This is a genomic window from Gulosibacter hominis (genome assembly GCF_904842695.1).
GTDB lineage: Bacteria > Actinomycetota > Actinomycetes > Actinomycetales > Microbacteriaceae > Gulosibacter > Gulosibacter hominis.
In genome coordinates, this window is the sequence record NZ_CAJGWQ010000007.1 from 23,519 (window position 1) to 44,711 (window position 21,193).

Sequence of the window (21,193 nt, forward strand, 5' to 3'; positions counted from 1 at the left end):
CGTCGCCGCAGCACTACTCTGCCCCGTCCTGCGGCACCGTCGCCCAAGCGGCCTCGGCTGAGAGCACCGGGCCCGCGGGCAGCAGTTGCAGCCAGGCCGCCGGAATATTGGTGATATCGCCGGGCTGGTAGCCAAACCAGGTGACCACCTCATCGGCCGGGCCCTCAATACCGTATGCCTTGCCGCTGTCGCCCACGAGGTACACGGCACCGAGCGTACCGCCCGAGGTGATGCGCACGAGCGCACCGGTGCCGCCCTCGACCTCCACCCCTGCCGCCTCGGGAGGCGCAGCCTGCACCACAGTGGTGAACACTTTGCCGCCGCGCGAGGTGAGGAGCGCACACGGAGCCGCCCCCGCCACCGGCATCTCGGGCACGGCCACCGGCCAATCGCCGGGGCCGAGGCGACGCTCATGGCTCGTCAGATCGGCAATATCCGCGAGCGAAGCGCGAATCGGGTTGCCATACTGGGCGCCGCCGCCCACAAGATACAGGCGGTATTCCACCGGCGTCAGCGGCACCAGTTCACGGTCGCCGGTGATCAAATATTGGCGAATTCCCTGACCGTCGGGCACTTCCACCACGGTGCCGAGTTTGGCATCGGCGAGTGGGCCGCGCAGGTTTCCGGCGCTAGCACCGGCATTGTCGAACTGCCACGGCCGCAGCACGGTGCCCTCGTCGAACAGGTCGAGCCACGCCGAACCCACCTCGACCGGTTCCACGCCCTCCCAACCGAACGCCAGCCGAACCGCGGTGACCTCTTCGGGATCGATGAGATAGCGCCGGCCCTCAGCCAGCAGATAAATGTCTTCGCCGTGCTGCACGAGCGCGCCGGTGGCACTGGTGGAATACTGCGGGTCGCCACCAATCTGCACCTCGGCTCCGTCTGCAACCGGGCAGGCCAGCCAGCCGTCATTTTGCAATTGGGCTGTTGTTGGCACGGTGTCGGGCGCGCCCGTGATGCCCACTTCAGGACCCCGAGGAATTCCGGCCAGTGCGCTCGCCTCAACTGAGGTGCGCGACAGATCTCCCGACTGTGACAACAGCCGGGCGCTCGTGGTGTTGCGAATCGGATGCAGTTTGCCGTCGATCGAGTAGTAGCGCGCGCCCGTATCTTTTTCGGTGACGAGCATCCCGTTTTGCCAGTCGTTTGGCAGCGCGGGTGCGAACCGTCCCCAAATCCATGCGGCCACCAGGATGATGATGGTGAGGATGACGCCGACGATGAGCGGGCCGATGGGAGATTTCAGTTCGATTTCGCGCCCGCCGGGGGTGCCCGATGTGAATGCCGAGACGAGCCGACGCTTGTTGAACCGCTGGGCGTCGAGAATATCTTTGCTGCTTGCCACGTGTTCCTACCCGCGCGCCCTACACAAACCCGAGCTGAATTGCGGTTGCCGGCACGATCACCAGCAGCGCGATCACCGAAAGGCTGTCTGACCAGCGCGCCACCAGCGGCGGCGCCAGGCGTCGTAGTGCACCGAGTGCCAGCACGAGCGCGGCCACCGCGATGATGAACCACACCACCCATTCGGCCAGATGCGGGAAGGCGCGCGCCAGCAGCAGGGTCGCTTCAACCAGCACCAGCGAACCCGAAATAATGCCAATCAGCACTTCGTTGCGGTCATATTGCTGTCGGGTGCTCAACAGCAGCGCAACACCGACAGCGCCCACCACCACCAGCGCTGGGATGGAACCGTCAATCACAAACGGCGTGGCGGCCAGCAGCACCAACCCGCCCGAAATACGCAGCGTGATCGCGAGCACGCGCCCGAATGCCTCGTGTTTGCGCACCACCGATTCAAAGTGCACCTGGGTGTCGGCGGCACGCTCCTCGTCGGTGCGCGGGATGTAGCTGCGGATGGGCGTCTGTGCCAGTGCGATCCACGGCGCCATCAGCACCGTCAGCCCCGTGACGGCAATCGTGGTGAGCGCCGCAAACATGGGCGTCTGATCCAAAAATGCGAGTGCGCTGCCGCTCCACAGCGCCATCATGCCGGCATAGATCGGCCCGGCCATAGCGGCGAGTTCGGGGAACTGTTTGCCGCGCCCGGCGAACGGTCGCAGCAGGGCGAGGCCAAGCATCCCGAGCACAATTCCGGTGCCGCCGCCAGCGACCAGCCGCATCCCCATTTCGGTGAACTGTCCGGCCACACCGACGGCAGCCATGAGTGTGCCGATGCAATACACGACCACGGCGCTGACGTGTTGCTGCATGCGGGTGAGCACCACCGATGCGGCGATCGCGAGCACCGCCGAGCCGAGGCCGGCCGTGAGCGCGAGCAGCCCGGCTGTTGACCACAGCACCGCAGCCAGCACCGACCACAGCGCCACCGCGGCGGCAACCGAGGTGTGTAGCGAGTGCTGCGGGGTCCAGGCGGTGCTGTCAGATTCGACGACCGACGCGAGCGCCTCAACGAGGTCGTCATAGCGCTGGTCGAGTTCACCCGAGCCAATCGGCTCGACGGTCACAACGTCACCGGCTACCAGTCCCGCATCCATCGGGGTCTGGTCGAGCGGGATATCGCTGCCGTGGTCGTTACGCAGACGAAACCCGGAGGAGGCGGCCTGCGGGGTGAGCAAACCCATTTCGTCGATGACCACGGGCACCACTTCGGCCAGCGGTAGGTGTAGCGGAACGGCAAGGTCGAACGTCGTCTCTTCGTGGGCGAACGTCAGTGGAACCGTGGTGGCCGCGCGCGCCGAACTCGTTGACGACATTTTCTCCGTCTCCACTCTTGTGCGAAACAGATGCACCCTATCGCAACTCGGTAGCCAACCTGTTGCCGCGGTGGCGCGCGGCCTTCAACCAAAAACACAGCCGCACGGCAAGTAGCATGCTGAACGATGCCTACCAGTGTCGCCAGGCCCCTTACGGAGTGGATATGCAACGATCATTCGTCTTCGCCATCGTGAGCGTGCTCTCGTTAGTACTGACCGCTTGCGCAGCATCATCAGAAGAAGGAACCGATTCCAGAGATGGATCCCCGGTGCCGCTAACCATTGAAGAGGCCAAACGTGAATCAACTCGCATTATCGAAATGCTCGCGGCGGAGATTCCCAAAGACAAATGGGCCGAAGACGGACTGCTCGGCCCGAGCGAAGAGAAAAGGGCTCCGACAGCCTGCGGACAAGACGAATATGGCTACTTCGATCTTGCAGCCATCTTCTTAGTCGAAGGAACAGACGCTACGGCTACGGTCCAGCTCCTCGAAAAACGTCTCCGCGACGACGGATGGGAAGAGCTCGACACACCCGCCGGTCCACAACCCAACAGCTTCATCTTCGAAAACAACGCTGGTTACGTCGTGTCCATCAAATCGATTGATGTTGACGCACCAAAGGTGATGATCAGAGTGGACAGTCCCTGTGGCGTGGCACTCCCCGAGGGCGCCGATCCGTCTACTTTTAAGATCTAGGGTCTCTCAAGATCTCAGCCGCTCGCCCGAGGGCTATCCTCACCACGCAACGATTGAACGGCCCCGCTCCGCGGCCGGTACAGCGCGGGTGTTCACTGGGCGGCAACTATTTGGCGATCAGCTCGGCGAACATCGCCTCGAGCACCGGTCCGTTTCGTTCAGCGCCCTGCGATACCCGCCAGTGGCTATCGATCGGGCCGATCTCGGTGCTCCAGCCGTACTGCCCAAAAGGCCGGAAACGGTAGTCGTCATCACTGCGGTACTGCGCTTCAAACGAGTGCTTCTCGTACGACATGCTCTGATTCGGGGTGTCGGCCATCAGATCGGCGCCAGCGTCGAGGCCCCTACCCATGTTTTCGAGATACGTACCCTTGCCATGCAGCCAGTCGCCGGCCGAGCGCATCGCATCGTCAATAAACCAGGCGTCGAAGCTCTTACCGCGGTCTGCCAGCCAGCCACCCGCCGTCGATAACCCGCTACCGGCAGTGGAGCTTGCCGAACCGAGATCGTTGAGCAGGCCGTCATGGTCGCGGGCGAAATCGCGATAGCTATCGAGCGTGTGGATCGCGTCATAGCCGTAGGTCATATGGTCGTATTGCGTACCGATATTCGGTTCCCAACCGGCGGGTATATACGAGCCCGCGAGCGAAAACACCTGGTCGTACTGCGCACCGTGGGTTTCGGATGCGGCAACCACCGAGTGTCCGGCGCTGTGGCCGGCGATATTGATATCGGCACGCTGCGCAAAGTCTTCAAGCGCCATCGCCGCCTGAAAGTCAGCGAGATCGGAACCAGTCTTGCTGAGAAACTCATTGTTGGCGTTGCCGCGTTCGCTAAACAACCATTCCACCCATGGCCCGTCCTTGTAGACGAACCCGGCGGTTGGGTTGTTGAGCTGGGCACCGCGCTCTACCTGATCGCGGGTGACGAGCTGGATTTCGCCATCAACGAAGTTGCTCCACTGGCCACCGGTGGGTGCCACATAGGTGAGCACATCTTTGAGGTTCGGGTCGTTGAGATCACCAACCACCTCAATGATGCGGTCATTCGCCCGGTCGAACAGCACCGCGCCGGGCCCGTCGATGAGCGCGTCATAGTAGGCAATTTCACGTTCGAGCCCGGCAATCTGTTCGCCGAGTTCTTTGCGCTTGCCGAACTGCCAAAACTTCGTGTCAGCGAGTTCTTCGCGCAGCTTATTGAGTTCGGATGCGGTCAGCTCGCGCGTGTGCGCAATATTGATGTCGTTGGCCTCCACCCGACGGTCGAACGGAATGCCATTGAGCTGACCGATGAACTCGGGATGCTGCTGAATGAGCGCGGTCTGTTCGGCCGGGCTCAGCGTCTCCCACTGGGCGCGAACCTCAGCAGCCGGGGTGTCGTCGCCCCACAGCGCCTTCAGATCGATTGCCTCACCGTTCGCGCTCGCCATCAGCTGCGCCGCATCGCTCACATTGTCGTCATTGATGCGTTCAAGCGCGCTGGCGAAGGCCCGATCAACCGATTCGGCGGTGTTGATGACTTCCGCAATCGTGCGTTCGAGTTCTGCTTGCGCGCTCTTGCCAGCCACATACGACGCCTGCTGTTCGAGCGTTGCCGCAGGATTCAGCTTGCGCGCGATCTCGAGTTCGAATTGGGCGCGCACGAATATTTCTTGCCCGAGCAGCACGGTTCCATCATCGGTGAGCACCAGATCGTGCGTTTGCGCGTAGTCATAGCAGGCTTTCACCCGCTCGACGATGGCGCGAACTCCTGCAGCCGCCGTCTGCGTGGCGGTTTGGAAGTCGGTGAGGAGCGCTTCGAGGTGGTCGGTTTTGTCACGCAGTGCGGTGACCTTCGCGCGTGCCGCATCGGCCGCGAGCCCCGATGAGTCAATCGCGGCAACGCTATCGTCGAGCGCTTCGCTCTGCTCCTGCGCCACCCGCTCGTCGTGGTCGATTTCGGCGAGCAGCTCATCGAGCGGCTCTGCCTGCCACAACCGCAGCTGCGCCCACCCGGTCATGAGCCGGCTCCGTAGCCATAGTTGCCGGAGGGCAGCCACACGCTCGACATTCCCTGCGCCTGCCGGCTGTCGGTCTGATTAAATTGGCGTTCGGTTTCGACAGCGGCGGTAGCCGATTCACCCAGCTGCTGCACGATCCCCCGGGCTTTTGCATCCACGGCGCGGGCGGCCGCGAGCGCCGCCGATATTGACCGGGCACCCGGCATTGCTTGCTCGACCAGCGGTGCCGATGCATCCAGTTTGATGGCGGCACCGAGCTCGGCAGCCGCAGCGTCGAGATTCGAGGCGAGACGGCTCAGATCACCGGCACGTGATTCCAGCATTTGGCTCGCTCCTTGGCAGCTCGAAACGGGTTAGTTGGGCGGAGTGTAACGGTTGGAGATGATCTGCGCACTACGTCGCTGTCGTTGGGCGGTTGCGGGTGGCTAGTAGCGGTCAATGGCCTGGTGATGCGAACGCGGTGGCACAAAATCGGGGCTCACCACATTGACGCACACCATCGGAAATCCTTCGGCGGGACGCAGCACGCTCACACTCACCTCGTAGCCGTCGGGGCTGTGGAAACGTGGGAAGTCTTCGTCGAGGTAGCGGTCGAGGGCGGTCCAGTCGGGCTGTTCGTCGAGCCAGTTCACGAGCTCGGCCGCGCATCGATGGGCCGAGGGCACATCGCGCAGACTCTTCGCGGCGGTGCCGGGATAGCGTTTTGTTCCCGGCCCTCGCCCCGGATGCAGGGTGCGCGGCACCGCGCCCACGGCGGCCGGTTGCGCTTCGGGTGGTGCCAGTTCGGTTACGGGGATGCGGTCAAGCAGCTGCTGGATGAGGGCGAGCGACCGTGCTTTTGCGCCGGTCACATTGAGTGCCGGAACTGTCTCGTCGATCGGGTCGCTCATTTTTGGCTCCTTTTTGTTATCGCCGCACCGGGATGCTTGCCGGCTGGATATTAGTCACCGTAGATGTCCTTCACTACCTGGTCGACGATGGGCCCATTCTGGTCGGAGCCCTTGCTGGATGTGGTGTGGCTGTTATAGGCGTCCACGCCCGCATCCACCCAGCCGGGCACCGATAGCGGCTTGTACCAATGCCATCCGAGATCCCTACCGGAATCAAACTGTTTTGTCTCAAAAGCGGGGTCTTCGCTCGGGCTGTCTTTCATGATGCCCACCGCATTGATTGGTTCACCCTCGTAGTGATAGTGCCGGTACTCGGTGTTCGGGTCGGCCTGCCAACCCTCCGGCATGAAGGATCCCGATAGCGAGGTGACACTGTCGTAGCGCGCCCCGTGCATTTCAGATCCGGTGACAACACTATTTCCGGCTGAGTGACCAATTCCGTGGTACTTGGCGTCGCGGTTGTTTTCCTGCACATAAAGTGACTCTTGGAAGTCGGCGAGCTGGGCACCTTTGTTATCGAGGAATGCTTCGTTCGAGTTGGCGTCGTCGCCGAACCAGCCAATCGCATCGCCCTGGTGGTGGATATAAAGATCAGTGGCGCCTTGAGCGTCGGCGTGCTTGACAGCATCCCGCGCGACGGCGCCTGACGAGCCGTCGAAAACACCGTCGTAGTTGCCACCCGTACCGTGCTGGTAGGTAACGACGTGCTCAGCGGGCCCCGGGCCGCCGGTGTGCACCCGCTCGACGATATTGCCGTTTTCAGGGTCGTAGATCACAAATCCGCCCTTGTCGATCGCGCGCTGCCGCAGGTTGATCTGCTCGTTGATCCGCTTTCTTTCTTCTTCAAGCGACCGTATTTCACTGCTCGCACCAGATTCAATTGGGAAATAGCGCGCCTGAAGGCTCCCCTCCAGTTCTTTCAGCCGCTCATCGATCTCATTGCGACGCGCCAGCATCCCGTCGATTTCTTCACCCATCTTGATGCGCGAGGCTTCTTCAAGAATCTCTGGCGGCAATCCCTCCCTATTGAGGAGGCCATGAGGATCCATCGCCATCATGGCACGCTGCTCTTCCCATGACATTGACTGCCACAGCGCCTGCACTTCACCGGGGGTCTTGCCGTCAAAGACCCCGCCGGTGCCCTCACCGTTGAGCTGTGAAAGCAGCGATGCCACATCCGAAACCTCGCCCGCAGCCACGCTCGTCAATACGCTTTGGAATCGACGATCGGCATCATTTGCCCGGTTCCGCACCTCGTCAACCAGTCCCTGACACCGCATTTTGGCGCTGTCTGTCTTCTGGCGCTCCAAATTATAGAGTTGCACCGCAGCCGCGTCCCCTACGCTCAATATCGCTTGCAGTTGCGCCTCGCGAGCGGCACTCACCACAACCGTTCCCGGATCGTGAATCTCCAACTCGTTGGCGCTCGCAAACGAATCAACATCCGGCACCGAAGCTTCAATACGCGCCACCTTGCCGGCCGCACCCAAGCATCCCTGCATCAGATCGGTCAGCAGTGCCTCGAGCTGATCCGCCTGACGGCGCAGGTTTTGCACCTGCTCGCGCGCGGCCGATGCTGACTCGCCCTCCGATTGCAGCGCCGTTCCTGCATCCGAAAGCCCCTCACTGGCATCGCTCAAAATCTGTTCGCAGCGCGAAACCTCGTCGTAGGCGGCGAAGATCGGGCCAGATTTCCAGCTGCGCAGTTCGCTCCAGTTCATCATGGCTACTGCCCGCCTCCCGGATAGGTGTAGTCCCTCATTTGGTGTTCGATTTTCAGCGAAGCCTCATTGCCCGCATCAGTCTGCTGCATCGTCGTATCAACGAGCGAAGCCGCCGTAGCATCCGAGTCGATCGCCGACGCCAGGGCGCTCGCAGCGCTCTTAATCTTGGCCGCCGCCGAACCGGCCGCCCCCGCCGAGCCGCTCGATGGCATCCCCGACGACACCTCCCCCGGAAGACTATTGACGTGCACCGAACCCGAGATCACCCCGGCAACCTCTGCCAATGCATCGGCGAGTCGCTGAAAGTCTCCACTGACCACTTCGAGCGCCACTTCGCTCTCCTCTCACGTGCCGCAAGTGGCCGCGAGGGTAACAGAAAAATCGACCGCGAACGTAAATTCCGAAAAACCGCTGGTCGAGCTAGCTGCCGAGCACCCGCTCAAGATAGTGGTTGTCAAACACCCGGTCGGGATCGAGCCGATCACGCAGCGCCACAAACTCGTTAAAACGCGGATACAGCTCAGCAAACTGCGGCGCCCGCAGCGAATGCAGCTTGCCCCAGTGCGGCCGGCCGTCGAAGTCGCGCAGCACCTCTTCAACCGCACCGAAATATTCAAGATGCGATTCGCGGCGGTAGCGGTGCACCGCGATATACATCGAATCGCGCTGATAGGCCATCGACAGCGGCACATCATCGGCCGCCGCAGTGCGCACCTCGAGGGGGAACGAAATGCGCCAGTCATTGTCGGTAATCAGGCGCTGGATTGCACGCACCGCCTCAACTCCGGCCTCGAACGGCACCGCATATTCCACCTCGTTAAACCGCACCCGCCGAGCCGAAACAAACACCTCATGCGAATCAGCAACGTACTGCCGTTCCCACATCAGGTTGCTCGACACCTGGTTCACGCGCGGCACAATTCCCGGTGCCACCGCGCCCACCGACGAAAGCAGGCCCTGACCCCAGTTCTGCACAATTTCGCCGTCCATAAACCGCGATGCCCTTGAAAGCGGCGGCACACCCTCGGGCTCCTCACCCTCCGCCAATCGACGGAAGGTTTTCACATAGGCACGCTGCGCCGGCGGATACCAAATAAACGTCACATGATCGTTTTCACGCGAGCGCTGCTGGAAGCTCTCCAGCACCTCATCGAGCGGCTCCGCTCCCTCGGTCGCCTCAACCCGAAAAGCCGGGACGCACTGCATCCCCACCTCAACGATCACGCCAAGGGCCCCGAGACCGAGCCGCGCGAACTCGAAAATTTCTGGATGCATCCGCTCATCGCAATAAATAATCGAACCGTCAGCCAGCACGATCCGCAGCGACTTCACCATCGCCGAAAGGCCCGTAAACGCCAGACCGCTGCCGTGCGTGCCGGTTGAAATTGCGCCCGCAATAGTTTGTGCATCCGAATCGCCCTGGTTCGCGAGCGCCAAACCGTGGGGCGCCAGCAAGCCGGGGATCTCGGACAATCGTGTGCCGCCACGGAACGTAGCCACGCGGCTCTGTTCGTTCACCGAAACCAGGCCGCGATAGTCGTCAAGGTGCATCCGCAGCCCCTCGGTGGCGGCAATGTCATTAAACGAGTGGCCCGCACCAACCACCTTCACCGGCAGCTGCGAACCACCGGCCCCGATGACCAGCGCCTTGACTGCCGTTTCGCTCGTTGGGCCAGCTGCCATCTGTGAGCGTTCACTCACCTCGCCCGACCAGTTACGCCAATTACTCGACCAGCGCTTGGGTGCAGTGCGAGTCGACTTGCCGGTTCGGCGTGACTGCTCGGTCATTACGATTGCAGGTCCTTTACTCAGTGCGGTTATTGCTCACCTCGGTTGGCTCAGCTGAAATCAGCCAACCGCCGGGAGACAGCGACTATTGGGGATGCGCGCGTGCTTAGCCCTCCTCACCCGCGATCCGCAGGTGGTGCTGAATCACCTCAGCAACGATAAACGCCAAAAACTTCTCGGCAAACTCCGGATCGAGATCCGACTCTTTTGCGAGCTCACGCAGCCGCGCAACCTGTCGCTGCTCACGGTCGGGATCGGATGCGGGCAGCCCGTGCTCGGCCTTTAGCTGACCGACACGCTGCGTGCAGCGAAACCGTTCAGCGAGGATGTGCACGAGTGCCGCATCAAAATTGTCGATCGAACAGCGCAGCTGACGCAGCTGCTCGAGCGCGGCAGCCTGCGACGGTGCTGATTCGGGAGTTTCGGTCATGAACGGCTACTCCGTCGGCGCTTCGGCCAGAACTGCCTTGCCCGACGACATCCCGAGGCGGCTGGCACCGGCCTCGATCATCGCCACCGCATCCTCGTAGGTGCGCACGCCGCCGGAAGCTTTCACGCCCAGGCGATCGCCCACGGTTTCGCGCATCAGCTTCACGGCCTCGATACTCGCGCCGCCAGCCTTGTGGAAGCCGGTGGAGGTTTTCACCATGTCGGCGCCGGCACGCTCTGAGGCCTGGCAGGCGCGGACGATCTCATCATCGGTGAGCGCGGCCGATTCAATAATTACCTTCAGCACCACCGGGGCGGGCGCCGCGCGACGCACCGTAGCGATGTCGGCCTCAACCAGGTCGTCACGACCCGCCTTGAGCATGGCAATATCGATCACCATGTCGAGCTCGGTGGCGCCATCGCTGACGGCACGAACTGCCTCGGCCGCTTTGATGCTCGAGTGGTGTTTACCCGAGGGGAAGCCAATGACGGTCGCGACCTGCGGGCCGTTCGCGGCGATTTCGGTGGCGGTGGCCTCGGTGTCGCCCCAGGCTGCGCCAACGGGAAGCATATTCGGCGAAACGCAGATCGCGTAGGTGCCGAGCTCGGCCGCTTCGGCGTAGAGCGCGGCGACGTCTTCGTTGGTGGCATCGGTGCTCAACAGGGTGTGGTCGATGTATTTGGCAAGCTCGTCACGAGTGAGTTTCGTCATGGTTCTATCCTCGCACCTTCGGGGTCGCCGCGGCGATTCGCCGCTCGAGTTCGTCACGAATCTGCGGCCATTCCGCAGCCAGAATGCTAAACACCGCGGTGCCATCCCAGCTGCCATCAGCCAATTTCCGGTCGTGGCGCAGCACGCCATCCAGTTGCGCGCCGAGCTTGGTGACCGCGGCGCGCGAGCGCTCATTACCCGCCGCCACATGAAAAACCACGCGCTCGAAGCCGCTGTCGAACGCCCACCGCAGTAGCGTGAGTTTTGCATCCGGATTCACGACCGTGCCCCACATTTCGGGGGCATAGGCGGTGTATCCGATCGCGATTGAACACGTGTTCGGATTGAACTCATACAGTGAGGTGGTGCCCACGAGCCGATCGCCGTAGCGCACCAGATAGCTGCGGCCGCCGCGCAACCACGGGCAATAGGTCGAAAAGAACTCGACGTATCCCTCATCGGATGCGGGCATCGCTGCGGGTCCGCCGCCGTGGCCGCCCGCGAACACCTCGGGTGCGCGCAGCAGCGGTGCCACTTCGCGCAGCCCGGCGATCGACATCGGTTCCAGCCGCACGTGGTGGCCCGTCAAGGATGCTGCGGGGCTGGGAAGCTGCACTGCACTCATGGGGGTATCCAACCGCATCCGCCCTGAGAACCGCATCCGCGCTTGCCTGTCCCGCCGCTTCTGCCTGCCTGGCCTGTTCTGCCTGCCCTGTCTCGCCGTCACCTGCCGAGCCCTGCCCCTGTCTCGCCGGCACCTGCCGAGCCCTGCCCCTGCAGATTTTTGTTTCCTGACTGCATCCCTGCTGAGGAGATTTGTTTCCTGGCTGCATCCCGCCTGCTGAACTTTGTTTCCTGGATGCAGTTCTCTGCAGATTTTTGTTTCCTGGCTGCAAAACCGGCTGTTTCAGGCTGTTTCAGGCCAAATAGGCCGGTTTTGCAGCCAAATTTCTGAGTTCAGGAAACAAAAATCTGATGCCAGGAAACAAAAATCTGATGCCAGGAAACAAAAATCTGCAACAGCCAGGCAGGCAGACGTGGCCGGGCCGGGCCAGGCAGGCCCAGCCGGGCAGACCAGATCAGGCAGCTGCTAGCCGAGGAGGTTGTGGCGCTCGATGATGTGGTCGCGCGCCGGGCCGGTGCCAACAGCCGAGATGCGGGCACCCGAGAGCTCTTCGATGGCCTCAACATAGGCGCGCGCGTTAGCGGGCAGCTGGTCGAAGTGCTGCATCCCCGAAATATCTTCCTGCCAACCCGGGAAGTATTCGTAGATCGGCTTCGCGTGGTGGAAGTCGCTCTGCGAAAGCGGCATCTCATCAAAGCGCTGGCCATCCACGTCGTAGGCGACACACACCGGGATGCGCTCAAACTCTGAGAGCACATCGAGCTTGGTCATCACAATGTCGGTAAAGCCGTTGATCCGCGACGAGTAGCGCGCAATCACCGAGTCGAACCAGCCCGTGCGGCGTGGGCGCCCGGTGGTGACACCGAACTCACCGCCGGCCTCACGCAGCCGGTCGCCATCGGCGTCATGCAGCTCGGTTGGGAACGGCCCCGAACCAACCCGCGTGATGTAGGCCTTCTGGATGCCCACAATGCGGTCAATCTGCCGCGGCGAGATCCCGGCACCGGTCGCCACCCCGCCGGCAGTTGCTGAAGATGATGTGACGTACGGGTAGGTGCCGTGGTCAATGTCGAGCATCGTCGCCTGCCCGGCTTCAAAAACTACGGTCTTGCCCGCTTCGAGAGCGCGGTGCACCTCGAGCGAGGTGTCGCCCACCATCGGCCGCAGGCGCTCGGCGTACGAGAGCAGGTTGTCGGCGATCTCGTCGACGCTGAAGGCGCGACGGTTGTAGGTTTTCACCAGCAGTTCGTTTTTTTGCACCAGCGCGCCTTCGATTTTTTGGCGCAGGATGCGCTCGTCGAAGATGTCTTGGATGCGGATTCCGACACGGTTGATTTTGTCGGCGTAGGTGGGGCCGATCCCGCGGCCGGTGGTGCCGATGCGGCGCTTACCGAGGAAGCGTTCGGTTACCTGGTCGAGTGCCCGGTTGTATTCGGGGATGACGTGGGCGTTGCCCGACACCTGCAGCTTCGACACGTCGATGCCGCGCTCGATCAGGTGGTTGAGTTCTTCAAACAGCACACCGAGATCGACCACGACACCGTTGCCGATCACCGGGGTTACGCCGGGCGAGAGGATGCCGGAGGGCAGCAGGTGGAGGGCATATTTTTCGTCGCCGATAACCACGGTGTGACCGGCGTTGTTACCGCCGTTGAACTTCACCACATAGTCGATGCGGCTGCCGAGAAGGTCGGTGGCTTTGCCCTTACCTTCATCGCCCCACTGGCTTCCGATGATTGCTACGCCGGCCATGGCCATCCTCAATTCGTTTGTGCGCGAGATTTCGATGTGTGCGCGAGGTCACGTGCTCGGGGCACGGACCAACTTCCTATTCTAGTCGCCGCCGAGCTCGCTAGCGATGGCTGCGCCGGCGTTTGGGTCAGCGTCGCGCAGCAGCGCTCCGAGGCGGTCCACCTCATCGGTTTCACCAATGGCGGCGGCGGCCTGCTGCAGCAGCCAGAATGATTTGAGCACGCCGCGGTTGGGTTCGTGCGACCACGGCACCGGCCCCTGCCCGCGCCAGCCGGCTTTGCGCAGCGCGTCGAGGCCGCGGTGGTAGCCGACGCGCGCGTAGGCGTAGGCCTGGATGGTCTGTTTTTCGCGGCGGGCCTGCTGGGCGAGTTCGGCCCAGGCGAGTGAGGATGCGGGGTGTTTGGCGACAATGGCCTCGAGCGCCGGCAGCGTTGCCGGCAGGTGCGAGAGGTCGTCGAGCACCTCGGGTTCGGCTTCTAATAGCGTCGGGGGGATGCTGAGCAGGTTTTGTGGGTGCATGTTTCTGATGGTAGGTCGTCGTTATTTGAAAGGGATGCTTCGGATGCCAGGTGCGATCGGTACAAACGGTGCGAACGGCACGAACAAAAAGCTCGCTACCAGTCGCCGTTAATTTCTGCGAGCGCGTTCGACCAGTCTCGGTGATCGGCCGAGCAGATATAGCTGACACCCGTGGCGGCGATGTTCATTGCACCGTCAGTTATTCGGATGCGTTCAGTTTCGGTTGCGCCGCTGGCCATATCGGCGACGAGGGGTGATGTGGCCGCGTGCATGCGCACGGTGTCTGCGTCGACGTTGTGCGAGTTCAAAATTGAGGTTTCACAGGCGTCCATTGCCAGCGCCAGCGCGGTCCACTCCAGTTCATCGCTCCACTGCCCACCCCGACTTTTCATCTCGTCAATGAAGGCGTGCTGTTCGGGCGTGACTGCCTTGAGCGGGGTGCCGTCGAGGGGCAGCTGTTGTTCGGCGAAAAAGGCGTCGCGTTCGGCGAACACATCGCCATCAAAGTTCGACGGTGGGTCGTTCGGCTCAAAAGTGTCGGTGGTTTCGGGAGCCGCTTCCTCGCTCGTGGCCGGTGCCGCTTCGGCATCTTTGCTGGGGCGCGCATCCTGCCCACCGAATAGCAGCATTGAACCGATAATCGCGCCGGCAACAACGACCACGCCGACGCTTGTGAGCCCGATGATGAGCCCCGTACGTCGCGGTTTTTGCGGCGGCGTTTGGTTTCCCGGCCAGGGAGGGGGTGCGCCGGGGCCGGGATGCATTGCTTGCGGCGGATGATTGAAACCCGGTTGGTATTGCTGGTTCGGCATACGGTTCGGTGCCGATGGCCCGGGATGCTGGGCCCGGCGCGGCTGGTTCGCGCCCCCGTGCGGGTTTGGGTACTGCGGACCAGGCCCCGAATGCGGACCTGGGTCACCCGAATGCGAGCCGGGCCCGGGATGCGGGGGCTGCGAGTTCCAGTTCGGCGGAGTTTGCGGTGGCTGATTCATATTCGCTCCATTTACAGCGGGCTGACCCACAGGTATCGAGCGACCGTGGGCCTCAGCCGTCGAGCCACCCTGCCCTGGCACCGTGAAGGTGTCTTTTGCCGAGCCTAACAGCAGGCTCATCGGCCACGGGAATGACATTGGTACGCGATCGGGCGCATCGCGATCTGACAACGACCTGCCGATCAGCGTATGGTGGATGCAACAAACGTGCTCCGGGGTCGGTGTAATTCCGAACCGGCGGTGAAAGTCCGCGACCCGCTGCCAACCAGGTAGCGGTTGAGCTGGTGAAATTCCAGCACCGACGGTGAAAGTCCGGATGAGAGGCGCACGCGCAATGTTTCGGCATTGCGATTTGAGCTATAGCCTCACCGCTACCTGCGGTGCGGCGGTTGCTGGCAATGCTGCCACTCTCCCCGGACTAACCGAGGAGAATCATGACCGCCCCAACCACAGTCGGCGCCGCACGCATCCGCGGCCGCAGGGCTGGCCGGATGCACTGGCTGGCGCCGATTGTTTTTGCGCTCGTGCTGGTCACAGCATGGGAGCTTGTGGTGCGCGCCGGCGTGGTCGCCGAGGTGTTTTTGCCCGCCCCGTCAACGCTTTTTGGCCGCTTCACGCAGGAACTCGCCGGTGGCCCGCTGCTGCAGCATACCGGGGTCACGCTCGTTGAGGCGCTCGTTGGCAGTGTCATCGCCGTGCTCGTGGCGGTTCCGCTCGGCTATTTGGTTGCTCGCGTGCGCTGGGCCGACCTTGCCCTCACCCCGTACATCACCGCCTCGCAGGCAATTCCGGCTGTGGCGATCGCGCCGCTACTGGCACTGTGGATCGGCTACGGGCTCGCGCCCATCGCCATTCTTTGCGCGATCGTGGCGTTTTTCCCGATGCTCATCACCACGGTGCTCGGGGTGCGCGCGCTGCCGACCGAGGTGCTCGAAGCCGCCCGCCTCGACGGTGCCAGTCGCTGGCAGTCGCTGCGCTGGGTTGAGGCTCCGCTGGCCTTGCCGAGTGTGCTCGCCGGCGTGCGCGCCGGGGCTGCGCTCTCGGTCACGGGCGCCGTGGTGGGCGAGTTCACCATGGGCGGCCACGGGCTCGGGCTGCTGCTGACCCTCTACCGCGACGCCAATGACACCGAGGGCCTGTTCTGCGCCCTCATCATGCTCGTGGTGCTGGCCGTTGGGCTGTTTATTGTGCTTCGCATTCTCGAATCGCTTTCTCGCACCCGCATCAAAAGGAAACCCGCATGACCCGCCTTCACCGTCGCATCCGTAAGTTTTTGGCCGCTGTTGCGACCGCATCCGCCGCACTGGCGCTTTCGGCCTGCGCACCGACCGCATCCGGCGATCAGCTCACTATTGGGCTCACCTACACGCCCAATATTCAGTTCGCGCCGATCTATGTGGCCGAAGAGCTCGGCTATTTTGATGAGGCCGGCGTGAATGTGAAGCTGCGTCACCACGGCGAGAGTGAGGCGCTTTTTGGTGCCCTCGAGGGCGGCAGTGAGCATCTCGTGTATGCCGCCGGGGATGAAATTTTGCAGGGCGCGGCAGGCGGTGTGCCGGTAACCGCAATTGGCACCCTCTACACCGAATATCCGGCGGTGTTGATTGTGCCGGCCGACTCACCGATTGAATCGGCCACCGATCTTGCCGGCCACTCTGTTGGTGTGCCGGGCCCCTATGGTGAAACCTGGTTCGCACTGCAGGCGCTGCTGGCTGATGCCGGCCTTGATAGCGACCAGGTGCAAATTGAGCACATCGGTTACACGCAGCAGGCGGCACTCACCTCGGGCAAGGTGGATGCGGTCATGGGCTTCCGAAACAACGATGCCGTGCAGTTCGAAGCAGCCGGCTTCAAGGTGCGCACCATCGCCGCGGTTGACGCGGATGCCCCGCAGCTGGTTGGCCCCGCCATTGGCGCCTCGCACAGCGTGATCGAGTCGCGCGACGATGACGTGACCGCTGCCCTCGCGGCCATTCAGCGCGGCGTGGAATACACCCTCGAGCACCCCGACGAGACCGTCAAAATTGCCGCCAAATACATCCCGACGCTGTCGACCGAGCAGGCGCGCGAGGATGCGCTGGCGACGCTGCTGGCAACGAACGAGCTCATGCAGCCGGTGGCCGGGCAGCCGCTGCTGCACAATGATGCTGAAACCTGGGAGCGGATGTGCGAGTTCATGCCCGCCGCGCAGCTGATTTCGGGTGAGGTTGACTGTGCCGCCGCCTACACCAACGAGCTCCTGCCGTAGTCTGCAGCTATGAACGACTCGACCGAACCCGAGGTTGGTGTTGGCCCGTGGCCGGGCGGTGAAGCTGCCTGGCCCGACGATCCGCGTTACGACCGGCAGCTGCTGGCCGAGGGTGATCGCCGAAATGTTGTCGATCGTTTCCGTTACTGGACGATGGCAGCGATTGTCGAACAGCTCGACCGCGAGCGCCACCCGTTTGAAATTGCGGTGGAGAACTGGCAGCACGATTTCAATATCGGTTCAATTGTTCGTTCGGCCAATGCCTACGGGGCTGCGGCGGTGCACATCGTTGGCAATAAGCGCTGGAATCGGCGCGGTGCGATGGTGACCGACCGCTACCAGCACGTGCATCACCATCCCGAGGTTGATGGTTTTGTGGCCCGGATGCGTGAGCGCGGTCTCGCGATCGTGGCGGTTGACAATGTGCCCGGTTCGGTGCCGCTTGAGACGACGCCGCTGCCGCGCGACTGTGTGCTGGTGTTCGGGCAGGAGGGGCCGGGTGTTTCGCCCGAGGTGCTGGCGGCCGCCGATCTGTGCGTTGCCATCACGCAGTACGGCTCGACCCGCTCGATCAATGTGGGCGCTGCCGCATCCGCGACCATGTACGCCTGGGTGCTGCAGCATGTGCACGGCTGGCGCCTGCCACAGCAGTAGCTATTCGTTGAACGCACCCTGCCACGGCGTATCCGCGGTGACAAAGCAGGCGTAGTCACGCATCCCTTTTTGCCATTGTTTTTTGGTGGGCCACACGGCAACAATTTCCACCTGTGCGAGCCGCTCGTCGCTCACTTCGGCGAACGCATCCGCCTGCTGACAGGCGAGCATGGCGTGGGCTGAGAGCGGCTCTTCGCGCGGCCGCTCGTATTTGTCTTCAAGTTCGAGTGCTTCGGCAATCGATACCTGCGCCACCAGTTCGGTGCGATGCGGACCGGCGCAGTCGACCGGCGCAAATTCATCCGGCAGCTCGGTCAGCGGTGCATCCAGGCAGGTGGGTGCGGTCAGATCCGCGAGCGTGGTTGCGGTGGGCGTGGGTGTTGGGGTTGGCGGTTCGGCTACCGGGATGAACCGGGTCGCCAATAAGCGCCCGGCCACCACCGCGAGCACAAAAATAATGACACCGATGAGCAGCCAGCGCACTCGCTGCGGTCGGCTGCGTTCGATCGATGCTGTGGGCATCGCGGGTGCTATTCGATCGGCGGCAGGCCGAGGTCGTCGAGCGTGATGGCAGCGCGGTAGGGGTAGCCGGCGGCTTCGATGCGCTCAGCCGCACCGGTGGCGCGGTCGACGATAGTGCACACCGCAACCACTTCAGCACCGGCCCGCTCGAGCGCTTCGGCAGCCTTCAGTGGCGAGCCGCCCGTGGTGGAGGTGTCTTCGAGCACGATAACGCGCTTACCCGCAACCTCGGCGCCCTCAATCTGGCGGCCGCGGCCGTGGTCTTTTGGTTCTTTACGCACGACGAACGCGTCGATGGGTTTGCCCGCGGCAACCGAGCGGTGCAGCACCGCGTTCGCGAGCGGGTCGGCACCCATGGTGAGGCCACCGGCAGCGGCAATTTCACCGAACTCGGCCATCAGCTCGAGCAGCACATCACCGATCAGCGGCGCGGCGCGGTGGTCGAGCGAAAGCTTGCGCAGGTCGATGTAGTAGGGGGCTCGTTTGCCGCTGGTGAGCACAAAATCACCGTGGAAAACGGCCTCCGATTTGATGAGTTCGATGAGGGATGCACGCGCGTCAGTCACCTCGCCAGTGTATGTCGGAACTTCGGCACCGTGTGACAGGTACGGTGGAGCAATGCGCATCGCCACCTGGAACGTGAACTCCATCCGCACCCGTGTCGACCGGGTTGTCGACTTCATCACGCGAGCCGATATTGATGTGCTCGCGATACAAGAGACCAAATGCAAACCCGAACAGTTCCCCTATGAACCGTTTGAGCGAGCCGGTTACGAGGTCATTTCTCGGGGTTTGAACCAATGGAACGGCGTGGCGATTGCTTCGCGGCTGCCGATCGACGAAATCACCGAGGGATTTGGGGGCATGCCCGGCTGGGGTAAGCCGGGCGCCGATGGTGAGTTGCCGCGCGAGGGACGCGCACTGGCCGCCCAGATCGAGGGCGTGACCATCTGGTCGCTGTATGTTCCCAACGGTCGCGAACTCACCGACCCGCACTACGAGTACAAACTCGAGTGGCTGGCGGCGCTGCGCGAGCATATTCAGCAGTGGCGAGCCGCGCATCCGGGAGCCCCGCTGGCACTCATGGGCGATTTCAATATCGCCCCGCTCGATATCGATGTGTGGGATATGGCGGCGTTCGAGGGGCGCACGCATGTTTCGGCAGCCGAGCGCGCCGCATTCAACGCCTTCCTCGAGGACGGGTTCGTGGATGCGCTGCGCTCGCGAGGCGTTGAGGGCTACACCTACTGGGACTACCAGCAGCTGCGCTTCCCAAAAAACGAGGGGATGCGCATCGATTTCATTCTCGGAACACCCGAGTTTGACGAGCTGGTCACCGCCGGTGAAATTGTGCGGGATGAGCGCAAGGGTGATGGCCCGAGCGATCACGTTCCGGTGGTGGTTGAGCTCGATGTTGAAACCGAGCTGGATGATGACCGGCCGATGATTTTTTAGCCGGGATGCATCCCCGCTAGCAGTCGACCGAGAGCGCCTTATCGGCGAGCTCGTAGACGAGGTCGACCCGCGGATCATCCCCGTAGTTTACGGGCGAACCGTTCCAGGCGATCGTGACCTGGCGGGCGCCGTCGGGGCTCGTGAGGGTCAGTGCTCGATATCCGAGCCCGGAACCCAGGTGTCCGTACACCACACCGGCCTCGCCGATCTGCACTTCTTCGCCTTCGGTGGCTGCCGGAGTGTTGGCGCTGCCGAGTTGAGCGGCGGCGGCCGTGGGTGTCGATTCACCCTGCGGCATTGAGGTCGGTTGCGGCGATTGTTCACCGTCGGCATCCGAAATCTCCAGCGGCAGGTAGACGGGAGCTCGATCGGGGCAGCTGTCGGCGCGGCCCTGCAGCCCCAGCCCGTAGCCGTCGCCGCTGAGCTCGGTCATTTCGGCGAGCAGCTGGGGCGGGACCACCGCGCCGCTCATGAGCGCGCGCATGAAGGTGTTGATATCGCTGACGTTTGATTCGACGCCGCCGGCACCCGACCACAGTGACGCATCCTGTCTGGTCACCTCAATGCTGAAGCCCTGCTCGGTGAAATAGCCGTTCAGGTGATCGTCACTCAGCTCGGTGCCTTCGGGGATGCGCGTGGAGTTCAGCCCCAGCGGCTCGGTGATGCGGGTGCGCAGCGATTCGGCGAGCGGTTGGTCGTCGAGTTTTTCGACCAGCATCGACAGGGCAATGTAGTTGGCGTTCGAGTAGAAGTACTCGGTTCCGGGGGTTGACCGCCAGCCCTGCTTGGTGGCGAGTTTGAGTAGGTCTTCGGGTTTGTGTGGCGTGGCAAGAATTTCGGGGATGCGCTCGGGGTTTTCTAGCCCGAGCTGCGCGATGTAGTCGTCGAGCCCGGAGGTGTGCTGCAGCAGATGTCGAATGGTCACCGGTTCGGGGGCATCTGTGAACAGCTGCGGGAAGTAGTCGTTGAACGGGTCGTCGAGTGCGACTTTGCCCTCGTCGACCAGCTGCAGCACCATTGCGGCGAGCATCGGCTTGGTGAGGCTGGCCACGCGGAAGGTTTGTTCCGGGCGCGCGGGGAGTTCTGATCGCAGTGATGCCACGCCCGCGCCCGAGCTCCACACCCGGTCGCCCACGCGCACTTCAATCACGGCGCCGGACACACCAGCGGCGACGATGTCGTCGAGGCCCTGCTGCAGCTCATCGGTGCTGAAATCGGCCGTCGCGGTGGGACGCAGCGGCAGCGCGGTGGGGCCCGGCTGGCTGCCGCCAACGCAACCGACCAGCAGGGCCGCGATGAGCATCAGGGTGAACCCCATCAGGGCCAGTCGCGAACGGCGGTTGGGCTGGATGCGGTGCGGATGGATGCGTGGGCTACTCACGTGTGCCAATGGTGCCAGGTTCGGGTGTGATTGTGCGAGGGGGTTACCGAATAGCGAACACGCACTCGGTAACCCCCTCGTTGGG

22 protein-coding genes and 1 riboswitch are annotated in these 21,193 nt (G+C 62.9%); of the genes, 5 read left to right on the forward strand and 17 right to left on the reverse strand.

Annotation, left to right across the window (positions count from 1 at the left end; translation table 11 throughout):
* Positions 1 to 13 precede the first annotated feature (13 nt).
* Together eccB and JMV54_RS06010 are read right to left on the reverse strand one after the other, a co-directional pair.
* A complete protein-coding gene (gene eccB / locus JMV54_RS06005) occupies positions 14 to 1,348 on the reverse strand; it encodes a type VII secretion protein EccB (RefSeq protein ID WP_201518020.1) in 1,335 nt (444 codons plus the stop codon).
* A gap of 19 nt (positions 1,349 to 1,367) precedes the next feature.
* A complete protein-coding gene (locus tag JMV54_RS06010) occupies positions 1,368 to 2,720 on the reverse strand; it encodes an EsaB/YukD family protein (RefSeq protein WP_201518021.1) in 1,353 nt (450 codons plus the stop codon).
* 164 nt (positions 2,721 to 2,884) lie between these two features.
* On the opposite strand from JMV54_RS06010, the gene JMV54_RS06015 reads away from it, so the two are divergent.
* Entirely contained in the window at positions 2,885 to 3,418 is a 534-nt protein-coding gene (locus JMV54_RS06015; protein WP_201518022.1) for a hypothetical protein, read from the forward strand.
* A 106-nt stretch (positions 3,419 to 3,524) separates the two neighbouring features.
* On the opposite strand, the gene JMV54_RS06020 is transcribed toward JMV54_RS06015, so the two are convergent.
* The 12 genes from JMV54_RS06020 to JMV54_RS06075 form a co-directional block, all read right to left on the reverse strand.
* Positions 3,525 to 5,417, reverse strand: coding sequence for a hypothetical protein (locus tag JMV54_RS06020; protein ID WP_201518023.1), 1,893 nt, complete (start codon positions 5,415 to 5,417; stop codon positions 3,525 to 3,527).
* Positions 5,414 to 5,740, reverse strand: coding sequence for a hypothetical protein (locus JMV54_RS06025; RefSeq protein WP_201518024.1), 327 nt, complete (start codon positions 5,738 to 5,740; stop codon positions 5,414 to 5,416). The genes JMV54_RS06020 and JMV54_RS06025 overlap by 4 nt, the downstream gene beginning before the upstream one ends.
* 102 nt (positions 5,741 to 5,842) lie before the next feature.
* Complete coding sequence (locus tag JMV54_RS06030; RefSeq protein ID WP_201518025.1) at positions 5,843 to 6,307, reverse strand: hypothetical protein; 465 nt, start codon at positions 6,305 to 6,307, stop codon at positions 5,843 to 5,845.
* A 50-nt stretch (positions 6,308 to 6,357) separates the two neighbouring features.
* Positions 6,358 to 8,031 carry an AAA family ATPase gene (locus JMV54_RS06035; RefSeq protein WP_201518026.1) on the reverse strand — a complete coding sequence of 558 codons (1,674 nt, stop codon included), beginning with the start codon at positions 8,029 to 8,031 and terminating at the stop codon, positions 6,358 to 6,360.
* Between the two features lie 2 nt (positions 8,032 to 8,033).
* Positions 8,034 to 8,363 (reverse strand): hypothetical protein, encoded by a 330-nt coding sequence (locus tag JMV54_RS06040; protein WP_201518027.1) that lies wholly within the window; start codon positions 8,361 to 8,363, stop codon positions 8,034 to 8,036.
* A gap of 88 nt (positions 8,364 to 8,451) precedes the next feature.
* On the reverse strand, positions 8,452 to 9,819 hold the full coding sequence (locus tag JMV54_RS06045; protein ID WP_201518028.1) for a D-arabinono-1,4-lactone oxidase: 1,368 nt from the start codon (positions 9,817 to 9,819) through the stop codon (positions 8,452 to 8,454).
* Positions 9,820 to 9,925: 106 nt separating this feature from the next.
* The gene (locus tag JMV54_RS06050; protein ID WP_201518029.1) at positions 9,926 to 10,249 is read right to left on the reverse strand and encodes a chorismate mutase; all 324 of its coding nucleotides are present in this window, start codon (positions 10,247 to 10,249) and stop codon (positions 9,926 to 9,928) included.
* A gap of 6 nt (positions 10,250 to 10,255) precedes the next feature.
* Positions 10,256 to 10,960, reverse strand: coding sequence for a deoxyribose-phosphate aldolase (gene deoC / locus JMV54_RS06055; protein ID WP_201518030.1), 705 nt, complete (start codon positions 10,958 to 10,960; stop codon positions 10,256 to 10,258).
* A 4-nt stretch (positions 10,961 to 10,964) separates the two neighbouring features.
* Entirely contained in the window at positions 10,965 to 11,585 is a 621-nt protein-coding gene (locus tag JMV54_RS06060; protein WP_201518031.1) for a GNAT family N-acetyltransferase, read from the reverse strand.
* 465 nt (positions 11,586 to 12,050) lie between these two features.
* Positions 12,051 to 13,337 carry an adenylosuccinate synthase gene (locus tag JMV54_RS06065; RefSeq protein WP_201518032.1) on the reverse strand — a complete coding sequence of 429 codons (1,287 nt, stop codon included), beginning with the start codon at positions 13,335 to 13,337 and terminating at the stop codon, positions 12,051 to 12,053.
* 81 nt (positions 13,338 to 13,418) lie between these two features.
* Positions 13,419 to 13,856, reverse strand: coding sequence for a DUF3151 domain-containing protein (locus tag JMV54_RS06070; RefSeq protein WP_201518033.1), 438 nt, complete (start codon positions 13,854 to 13,856; stop codon positions 13,419 to 13,421).
* A 95-nt stretch (positions 13,857 to 13,951) separates the two neighbouring features.
* Complete coding sequence (locus JMV54_RS06075; protein WP_201518034.1) at positions 13,952 to 14,620, reverse strand: hypothetical protein; 669 nt, start codon at positions 14,618 to 14,620, stop codon at positions 13,952 to 13,954.
* A gap of 432 nt (positions 14,621 to 15,052) precedes the next feature.
* Positions 15,053 to 15,180: riboswitch (FMN riboswitch) on the forward strand.
* 102 nt (positions 15,181 to 15,282) lie between these two features.
* Here JMV54_RS06075 and JMV54_RS06080 point away from each other — a divergent pair.
* Genes JMV54_RS06080 through JMV54_RS06090 form a run of 3 tightly spaced genes read left to right on the forward strand, consistent with a single transcriptional unit; the run spans position 15,283 to position 17,750 of the window.
* Positions 15,283 to 16,092 (forward strand): ABC transporter permease, encoded by an 810-nt coding sequence (locus JMV54_RS06080; protein ID WP_230972719.1) that lies wholly within the window; start codon positions 15,283 to 15,285, stop codon positions 16,090 to 16,092.
* Positions 16,089 to 17,096, forward strand: a complete 1,008-nt coding sequence (locus JMV54_RS06085) for an ABC transporter substrate-binding protein (RefSeq protein ID WP_201518035.1) — start codon at positions 16,089 to 16,091, stop codon at positions 17,094 to 17,096. The genes JMV54_RS06080 and JMV54_RS06085 overlap by 4 nt, the downstream gene beginning before the upstream one ends.
* Positions 17,097 to 17,105: 9 nt before the next feature.
* On the forward strand, positions 17,106 to 17,750 hold the full coding sequence (locus tag JMV54_RS06090; RefSeq protein WP_201518036.1) for a TrmH family RNA methyltransferase: 645 nt from the start codon (positions 17,106 to 17,108) through the stop codon (positions 17,748 to 17,750).
* On the opposite strand, the gene JMV54_RS06095 is transcribed toward JMV54_RS06090, so the two are convergent.
* Positions 17,751 to 18,272 carry a septum formation family protein gene (locus tag JMV54_RS06095; RefSeq protein ID WP_201518037.1) on the reverse strand — a complete coding sequence of 174 codons (522 nt, stop codon included), beginning with the start codon at positions 18,270 to 18,272 and terminating at the stop codon, positions 17,751 to 17,753.
* Positions 18,273 to 18,280: 8 nt separating this feature from the next.
* Complete coding sequence (pyrE, locus tag JMV54_RS06100) at positions 18,281 to 18,838, reverse strand: orotate phosphoribosyltransferase (RefSeq protein WP_201518038.1); 558 nt, start codon at positions 18,836 to 18,838, stop codon at positions 18,281 to 18,283.
* Between the two features lie 52 nt (positions 18,839 to 18,890).
* On the opposite strand from pyrE, the gene JMV54_RS06105 reads away from it, so the two are divergent.
* Positions 18,891 to 19,727, forward strand: coding sequence for an exodeoxyribonuclease III (locus tag JMV54_RS06105; protein ID WP_201518039.1), 837 nt, complete (start codon positions 18,891 to 18,893; stop codon positions 19,725 to 19,727).
* A 16-nt stretch (positions 19,728 to 19,743) separates the two neighbouring features.
* Here JMV54_RS06105 and JMV54_RS06110 read toward each other — a convergent pair whose 3' ends face one another.
* Positions 19,744 to 21,108 carry a serine hydrolase domain-containing protein gene (locus JMV54_RS06110; protein ID WP_201518040.1) on the reverse strand — a complete coding sequence of 455 codons (1,365 nt, stop codon included), beginning with the start codon at positions 21,106 to 21,108 and terminating at the stop codon, positions 19,744 to 19,746.
* Positions 21,109 to 21,193 lie beyond the last annotated feature (85 nt).

Excerpts from the sequence above, each read along its gene's own strand:
- JMV54_RS06035 (WP_201518026.1), bottom strand. The coding sequence starts at position 8,031 with ATGATGAACTGGAGCGAACTGCGCAGCTGGAAATCTGGCCCGATCTTC.
- JMV54_RS06050 (WP_201518029.1), bottom strand. The coding sequence starts at position 10,249 with ATGACCGAAACTCCCGAATCAGCACCGTCGCAGGCTGCCGCGCTCGAG.
- JMV54_RS06085 (WP_201518035.1), top strand. The coding sequence starts at position 16,089 with ATGACCCGCCTTCACCGTCGCATCCGTAAGTTTTTGGCCGCTGTTGCG.
- JMV54_RS06015 (WP_201518022.1), top strand. The coding sequence starts at position 2,885 with ATGCAACGATCATTCGTCTTCGCCATCGTGAGCGTGCTCTCGTTAGTA.
- JMV54_RS06025 (WP_201518024.1), bottom strand. The coding sequence starts at position 5,740 with ATGCTGGAATCACGTGCCGGTGATCTGAGCCGTCTCGCCTCGAATCTC.
- JMV54_RS06065 (WP_201518032.1), bottom strand. The coding sequence starts at position 13,337 with ATGGCCGGCGTAGCAATCATCGGAAGCCAGTGGGGCGATGAAGGTAAG.
- JMV54_RS06080 (WP_230972719.1), top strand. The coding sequence starts at position 15,283 with ATGACCGCCCCAACCACAGTCGGCGCCGCACGCATCCGCGGCCGCAGG.
- JMV54_RS06075 (WP_201518034.1), bottom strand. The coding sequence starts at position 14,620 with ATGCATCCCGGCCCCGGCGCACCCCCTCCCTGGCCGGGAAACCAAACG.
- JMV54_RS06095 (WP_201518037.1), bottom strand. The coding sequence starts at position 18,272 with ATGCCCACAGCATCGATCGAACGCAGCCGACCGCAGCGAGTGCGCTGG.
- JMV54_RS06030 (WP_201518025.1), bottom strand. The coding sequence starts at position 6,307 with ATGAGCGACCCGATCGACGAGACAGTTCCGGCACTCAATGTGACCGGC.
- deoC (WP_201518030.1), bottom strand. The coding sequence starts at position 10,960 with ATGACGAAACTCACTCGTGACGAGCTTGCCAAATACATCGACCACACC.
- JMV54_RS06010 (WP_201518021.1), bottom strand. The coding sequence starts at position 2,720 with ATGTCGTCAACGAGTTCGGCGCGCGCGGCCACCACGGTTCCACTGACG.
- JMV54_RS06090 (WP_201518036.1), top strand. The coding sequence starts at position 17,106 with ATGAACGACTCGACCGAACCCGAGGTTGGTGTTGGCCCGTGGCCGGGC.
- JMV54_RS06105 (WP_201518039.1), top strand. The coding sequence starts at position 18,891 with ATGCGCATCGCCACCTGGAACGTGAACTCCATCCGCACCCGTGTCGAC.
- JMV54_RS06045 (WP_201518028.1), bottom strand. The coding sequence starts at position 9,819 with ATGACCGAGCAGTCACGCCGAACCGGCAAGTCGACTCGCACTGCACCC.
- JMV54_RS06020 (WP_201518023.1), bottom strand. The coding sequence starts at position 5,417 with ATGACCGGGTGGGCGCAGCTGCGGTTGTGGCAGGCAGAGCCGCTCGAT.
- JMV54_RS06070 (WP_201518033.1), bottom strand. The coding sequence starts at position 13,856 with ATGCACCCACAAAACCTGCTCAGCATCCCCCCGACGCTATTAGAAGCC.
- JMV54_RS06060 (WP_201518031.1), bottom strand. The coding sequence starts at position 11,585 with ATGAGTGCAGTGCAGCTTCCCAGCCCCGCAGCATCCTTGACGGGCCAC.